General features: G+C 50.1%; 2 protein-coding genes. One reads left to right on the top strand and one right to left on the bottom strand.

The window, feature by feature from the left end; translation table 11 throughout:
• Positions 1-596: 596 nt before the first annotated feature.
• Positions 597-5,744, bottom strand: a complete 5,148-nt coding sequence (locus QUA16_RS34905; RefSeq protein ID WP_333109207.1) for a CHAT domain-containing protein — start codon at positions 5,742-5,744, stop codon at positions 597-599.
• 205 nt (positions 5,745-5,949) lie between these two features.
• Between QUA16_RS34905 and coaE the strand changes: the two genes are divergently transcribed.
• Positions 5,950-6,681 (top strand): dephospho-CoA kinase, encoded by a 732-nt coding sequence (gene coaE, locus QUA16_RS34900; RefSeq protein WP_333109206.1) that lies wholly within the window; start codon positions 5,950-5,952, stop codon positions 6,679-6,681.
• The last annotated feature ends 127 nt before the right edge of the window (positions 6,682-6,808 follow it).

Genomic DNA, 6,808 nt, shown 5'->3' with positions numbered 1-6,808 from the left:
GATAGGTGGCGACTTGTAACAATCATTCATGAATTGCCCTCTAATTTATCACCTGACGATGCAGCCGGAAACGATATAACCCATTATTAGAGCATTATGAAATTTTGTTAAAAATGCTAGACGAAAACGCAGAAAGCGTGGCTCCCAATGAGTTTATTCTCACCGCCGAGCGTTATGGCTTGATAACCAAGAGCGATTGTTGTTGGGGAATCGAAACTTTTTTATCGAATTATCATAATTTATTGGGGCTAAAAGTTTTTAGTAAAGACTTGTATACGATCAATATTTCGGGCGCTAGCAGTCGAGTTTTTTTTGAATTTTTCTTGTTCCATTTTATCCCCTTGTCGATGTTGATGTCGCGGTCTTTAGTGTGAGTTATATCAAATCCACTCTTCATCGGAATACTAAATTCGAGTTGACTGTTGACTGTTGACGGTTGACTGTTCACGGCGTCAACAGTCAACCGTCAACAGTCAACATCATTCCGGTGTAACCGGGAATGATATTACCGCGCTTTTTTAGGTATTGCCATCCTCCGAGTTTTGCGACTTGTTCTGTCCCGGTTTTTTGGCCGATCGCACCCTATTCCTTCAGAATTACCACGGCGAACCGATCATTGTAAAAGCGGCCCAATAATAAGGATGCGACAAATTTCGATCGCCCCTGGTGGCCAACTCCGACGGCAAAGGCAGAGCTTGATTGTTGCCCGATCGCACCAAATAACCATCTTGCAACCGCACTTCACCCCGCAACATCGCCAATTGCGCTTGCCGCAAAGCCTCAGCCTTAATCGGCGCTGTACGCAACTGCTGGTAAAACTCAGTCATCAGCCCCAAAGTACCGACATCGCTGACATACCACAAACTCGCCAAAGCCGATTTTACCCCCGCGTGCACTGCCAACCCCGCAAACCCCAACTCAGCTTGTTCGTCTCCCACAGCCGTAGTACAGGCACTCAAAACCAACAACTCCACCTGCGGGTTAGATAACTTCAACTGATCCAACTGATTCAACCGCAACTTAGTATCCCAAAACTGAATGTAAGAATTTTGGGCCCCCCCAGGCTGAAAATCGCCGTGAGTAGCTAAATGAATAATTTTGTATTGCGGTTGATTGCGCTTCTGCTTCAAATTTGCCAAAGTAAAAGCTTCATTGAGAAAAGACGAACCCGGCCAAATCTTGCCCACAATGGTAGATATTTCTAGCGGCACCGCAGGCAAAGGATTTTGATCGTATTGGGCCGGAAAATTCGACGCACCCATCGCTAACACTTCGGAACCCTTAACATCGGCATAGCGAGTATCAGTTAAACTTAAACTCGGAATCAGCCCCAAACTGTACTTTTCTACCAAAAACTGCTTGCCGTCGTAAAGAGCAGCCAAAGGCAAAGTTCGCAAACCTGAATCCATCGAAAACACCAAGGTGTCAATCTTGTTAGCATCCAATTCCGGTTGCAGCGGTGCAATTAACCACTGGTAAAGTTCCTCGGCAGGTTCCTTGTAGTCAGCAGCATTCAATCTCCTGGGACTTCTGATAGCATTAGTGAATTCTTTAGCAACTTGCAAGACTGTCTCGCGGCTTGCAGGCACGCTTTTAAAAACACTTTTGCCGTCTGGCAATAACAACACAAGTTCTAAATGTTTTTCTTTCGCCCACACGTAAAGGATGGCGGGTTTAACCCCAGTCAACTGATTGACGCTGCTGAGAGTATCTCGAATACTTTGCTGCGTGACTGACTTTTCAGTGACAGTGCCCCCAAAGTAACGTTCAAATTCCCGGCCCTGAGTTCTATCCCTTTGCTGCACTGCGTCGATCGGATTTATTTGCGCGATCGAGTTCGATCGAGAAATCTCAGGAACCCTCACATTCCCGATACTTTCTGCTGTTACCACACTCGCCGACTTCTGTGAAGTTGCCTGCAAGGTGCCGTTTTCTGTCGTCGCAGGCGCGCCTAAATTGTCTTGTAACACCGACGGCGACAGCAGTACCGAGCCGGCTGCATTCTCGTTCGACCGGGCCTCAACAGACGCAGCAGCAGGTTCTGGCGAGACATTTGTGGTACTGCTCTTTGGCACCGACGCTGCGGGGCCGAGACTCACCTGAGTCACAATTTGTTGAGAATTGGCTGTAGTTTTCAGTTCCACGGTGGTAGTTGGTGCCGGACTCGGCACGATCGCCAGCGGCCCGATCGCAGTTGAGGAGGTGGCAGTGTTCGACTTCAAGTTTCCCGTCCCAACAGTCGCCGCCGTGCAGGTTCCCGACGAGCAAGTGCTTTGCAGCAGCGTCTGTGAACCCGATCGAGCCAGTCCCTCTGTAGAAATCCTAACCTCGGCGCGCTCAGCAGCCGTTCCTGTTCCCGCCGCCCGAAACGCTCCCCCAGCCTCGATTGCCACATCACCGCCGGTATTGCCACGAGCTTTGATCGAAACAACTTCAACATCTTTCTGGCCGGTAATTTGGCTCGAACCCGCACTTCCCGATTGCGAACTCGAGTTGATCACCCCTGTAACGATCCGGCCCGGCGCCGCAATCGAAATATCTCCCCCGCCTTTGGCACCAAAAGCATCGATGTTGCCGGTTTCTACCGCACCGGCGCTGCGGATATTGATAGGGCCCGCCACCCCCGAAGTTGAGCGAGATGAAACCATACCAGCAGTCAACTTGCCTTGACTGCTAGTGATGTTAATCCCTGCAGTCGAGGTAACATCTCCGACGGCTACAGTACCGCCCATCAGAGAGATCGTAGCGTTATCAGTGCCGACGATCGCACCCGTTCCCACGATCGCGCCTGTGCCCGACGGCGATTGAATCGTCGTCGGATCTTGAAATGTCACCGCTACTGGCGTGGAATTTGGGGTGGAATTTGGCGCTGGAGAACCAATCGAGATCGCACCGCTACCGTCAGCGCGCCCGATCGCGATCGAAGCAAATCCATTCCGAAAAGTGTTCAATTCAGCAGCAGTCAAGTTCAGAGCTTCTGTACTGCCCGAACCTTGAATTATAATATTTTGACTGGGATCGGCCGGTTGCAGCACCAGATTGCCGTTGCTGGCGATCGAATTTTTGTCACCCGTCAAGTCAATTTCGTTGCCGGTTAAAGTAATATTTCCCGGTGTTTTCGAGCCGCCAGCTTCGATCGCGCCTGCGGTGACTCCATTGCGGCCCGTCAGCGTCACATTCCCCGCGCGAGCGCCCCTCGTGTCGATCGCCCCTGCCGTCACCGTGCCCTGTGCGGTAACACTAACATCTCCCGCCGAATTGGGTATATCTTGGGAAGAATTGACAGAAGTGTTGATAGTGCGGGCCCTTCCAGTAACTAGCTGACCAGTGGTGACATTGCCCGCTGTGCTGACGATGCGAATTTCCTGATTGTTGGTAGTGATATTTCCGGTACGGATATTGCCGTCAGCTTTGAGAGTAATTGAGGCATTGTCTGCCCCTGTCAGGGAACTTGTGGTAGTGATTGTTCCCAAACCCGCCGGCGATTGAATAATTAGCGGATCGTAAAATGTGAAATCGTTGGCCATCAGAATTGAACCGATACCGTTGCTGCGGCCGATCGTAATTCCAGCAAATCCATTTTGCAAACTTCCGAGGTCGTTTGCCGTCAGATTCAAATAAATATTAGTGCCGACATCTCCAGAACCGCCGATCGCAATATTTTGACCGGGACTCCAAGGTTGCAGTACCAAAAAGCCACTACCGCTGACAGAATTTTTGTCGCCTTTGAAATTAATTTCATTACCCGTCAAAGTAATGTTTCCAGAACCCGCTGCGACGAAGCTCACTCCCAGAACATTCTGAGCCGTCACTGTTACATTTCCTGTCGCTTCCGGGCCGCTGGCATCAAGTTTTTTGGCCGTTACGTTCAGGCCGTCGAGTACAATATTCCCGCTGCTGCCGGTGCTGGGATTGGATGAAGAAATATTGTTGGCAACAGTCGAACCCGGACTCATCAAACTAATATTTCCGCCGTTACTCGACAAATTGCCCGCAGTAATTTGACTTCCCTCCAGGGCGATCGCACCGCCAGCCGTGCTAATTGTATCGGCTGCATTCATCGAAAAAGCACCCGCACCATTGCGATCGGCATCTGCTCTAAATGTTACCGAACCAGTAGTTGCTTGAAAGCTCAACTGATTGTCCGCCAAATCAGCAATTGTAATATCATTGAGGGCTTCGAGAACCACATTTGACGTAGCCGACATACTTTCCAAAGCTGTAGCCGAAATTGTCAGCGAAGGCTCAGAATTGTTTTCCTGTCCTGGTAGCGTTCCTGTTGCCAAAATATTATTGTTGGCAATTATTTCCGCATCGCCCGCAGCTTCTGGGGAATCTGTAATGAAAATATTTTTAGGATCTAACAGCAAAGTCCCCAAACCGTTTGTCCCAGAGGTATCAACAGTACCGTTAAAAATCAATCTTTGCTTGCCCGAAACTTCCACAAACCCCCCAACACCTGCGGTTCCCGTTGCAGAAACGCCATTGGCGCTGATGCTGCCCAAAAATGCTGTTGTGTTGTCAGCCCAGACCAAAACTCTGCCGCCGTTGCCTGATTCAGTTGCGTTGGCTGCGATCGAACTTTTGCCATCCACGTAAGTCATCCTGGCATTCGGCACAGTTCCCTCGCCTCGGTAATCTCCCCCGATCCGCACCGTTCCGCCACCGTCGGGCCCGGAAGCCTCAATCTTCGCTCCCAATAGGCCTACCTTGTCACCCAACACGTTGACGCTGCCTCCCGCACCCCCCCTGGCAGACACGTCCGCATCACCCGCTACCAGCGCAGTTCCAGCACCTGCAGGCACTGTTTGGCCGCCTGTGAGCACGACTTCACCTTGAGCGTTCGTAGTTATACCCGTAGCGTTAGCCACGCCGGGGCCCGAAAGCAGCCGAGGTAAAGTCAGCGGAGAGAAGGGAACAGCTTCGGAACCCGACACTCCGGCTGCTGGAGAAACTTCTAAACTCAGCAAAAGTCCGTTTTGACTCAACCGCACCAGATTTTCGCCCGGAACAGCCGCCACAGTAATTTGACCGCCTGGGGCTGAAAGTTGCCCTGTACTGATCACCGTACCGCCCACCAAAGTCAAATTTTGCCCCGCGCCGACAGCCAAGTTACCGGCATTGACAATACTCGCGGGCTGTGGGCCAAAAACAAAAGCATTCGGCATTCCGACGAGGGCCGCGAAGTCATTCGCCCCTGTACCGTTGAACCAGCCGTTGTCAAAACCGATACCGCTAGCGGTGGTAGCAAAAAAAGACCCGGACACATCGAGTCGGGCATTTGTTCCGAAGATGATGCCTGCGGGATTCATCAGCAACAAGTTAGAATTGCCACCGCTAACTTGAATTAGACCGTTAATTAAGGAAGCGTCCCCGCCGACAACGCGGCCGAGGATATTTTTCACGCTTGGGTTGGAGATGAAATTGGCAGTTTCGCCAGAATTCAGACCGAACCGAGTAAAACTGTGGAACAAATTTGCTCCGTCTCTGGAGGTAGTGCCGCCTTGAATGTCGTAGCGAGGGGGCGACCCTGTAGCTGGGGCGGTGACAGTGGTTCCGGTGCCGTCTGGGGCTGGAGTAATAGATTGTGCTGCAGCAATTTGAGATTGGGGATAAATTGCCACGAGTACCCATCCCCTGCTGTTTTCTTTGAGGAAAACCAGGTTGGGCAAAAAATCTAATATCAAAAATCCAGCAAAGGGAATTGCTGCCAGAATCGACCGCACAGCACGTTGAGCATTCATAAGTTTGCCTCGGTCTAGACCTTAATTCGAGTTGAAAATTGAGATTTTAGGTAAAAAAGAGTCGATCGCACCCCTATGCTGACACTTCTTAACGCGAACTCTCGATCGCAAATCTTAAAATTTAAGTCTAAATTTGATTGTGTCACCAACATAGCAAAGACTGACAGTAAGTGTCGAAACACAGGAAGTTTAAACAGAGAAAATTATGAGCGATCTAATTGTCCGTCGGATCGGTTTAACTGGGGGCATCGCCACCGGTAAAACCGCTATATCTAATTATCTGGCAGATGCCTGTGGATTTCCGATTTTAGATGCCGATATTTACGCCCGCGAAGCTGTGAACCCAGGTTCGCCAATACTTGACTCTATTGTAAAACGATACGGCGCGGGTATTCTGCTCCCGGACGGCAATTTAAATCGGCCAGAGTTGGGAAGTATTATTTTTTGTAACGCAGACGAGCGGCAGTGGTTGGAACAACAGATTCACCCTTACGTGCGCCGCCGATTAGTTGAGGAAACTCAAAGCTGCATTGCTGAATCGAGTTTGGTATCCCAATGGACACAGGATTTAAGTACAAAGACTCAAGAAACCGACTTGTTTGACCACAAGCTAGAACCGAGTATTGTTGAAAAAAAACCCGGTTTCTGTGCCAAGGCTGACACGTTGACTTTGGTTTTGGTAGTGCCGCTGCTGTTTGAAGCTAACATGACTGACTTGTGTACCGAAATTTGGGTAGTGTACTGTTCACCCGAAGTGCAGTTAGAACGACTAATGCAGCGAGACGGCTTGAGTTACGATCGAGCTAATGCCCGCATTAACGCCCAGTTGCCGCTAGCTCAAAAGTGTCAACAAGCTGATGTTATTTTGGACAACTCCTCAACCCTCGACTCGCTATTCCTGCAGGTAGATGTGCAACTCAGTCGCTGTGAGATTTGATATTTGAGATTGACTCCGCGATAAGCTGTGGAGCATTTAAACCAGTAACGAGGCTAGTAGGGTGCGTCAGCTAGAACCCTTACGCTGAAACGGAAAACCTTAGATGCTGACGCACCTTACGCAAGTC

The sequence above is a fragment of the Microcoleus sp. S13_C3 genome (genome assembly GCF_036700905.1).
Classification (GTDB): Bacteria; Cyanobacteriota; Cyanobacteriia; order Cyanobacteriales; family Microcoleaceae; genus Microcoleus.
This window is presented reverse-complemented; position numbering and strand designations above follow the sequence as displayed.

What these genes read in the sequence shown, in the direction of transcription:
- coaE (WP_333109206.1), top strand. Translation starts at nt 5,950, where the DNA reads ATGAGCGATCTAATTGTCCGTCGGATCGGTTTAACTGGGGGCATCGCC.
- QUA16_RS34905 (WP_333109207.1), bottom strand. Translation starts at nt 5,744, where the DNA reads ATGAATGCTCAACGTGCTGTGCGGTCGATTCTGGCAGCAATTCCCTTT.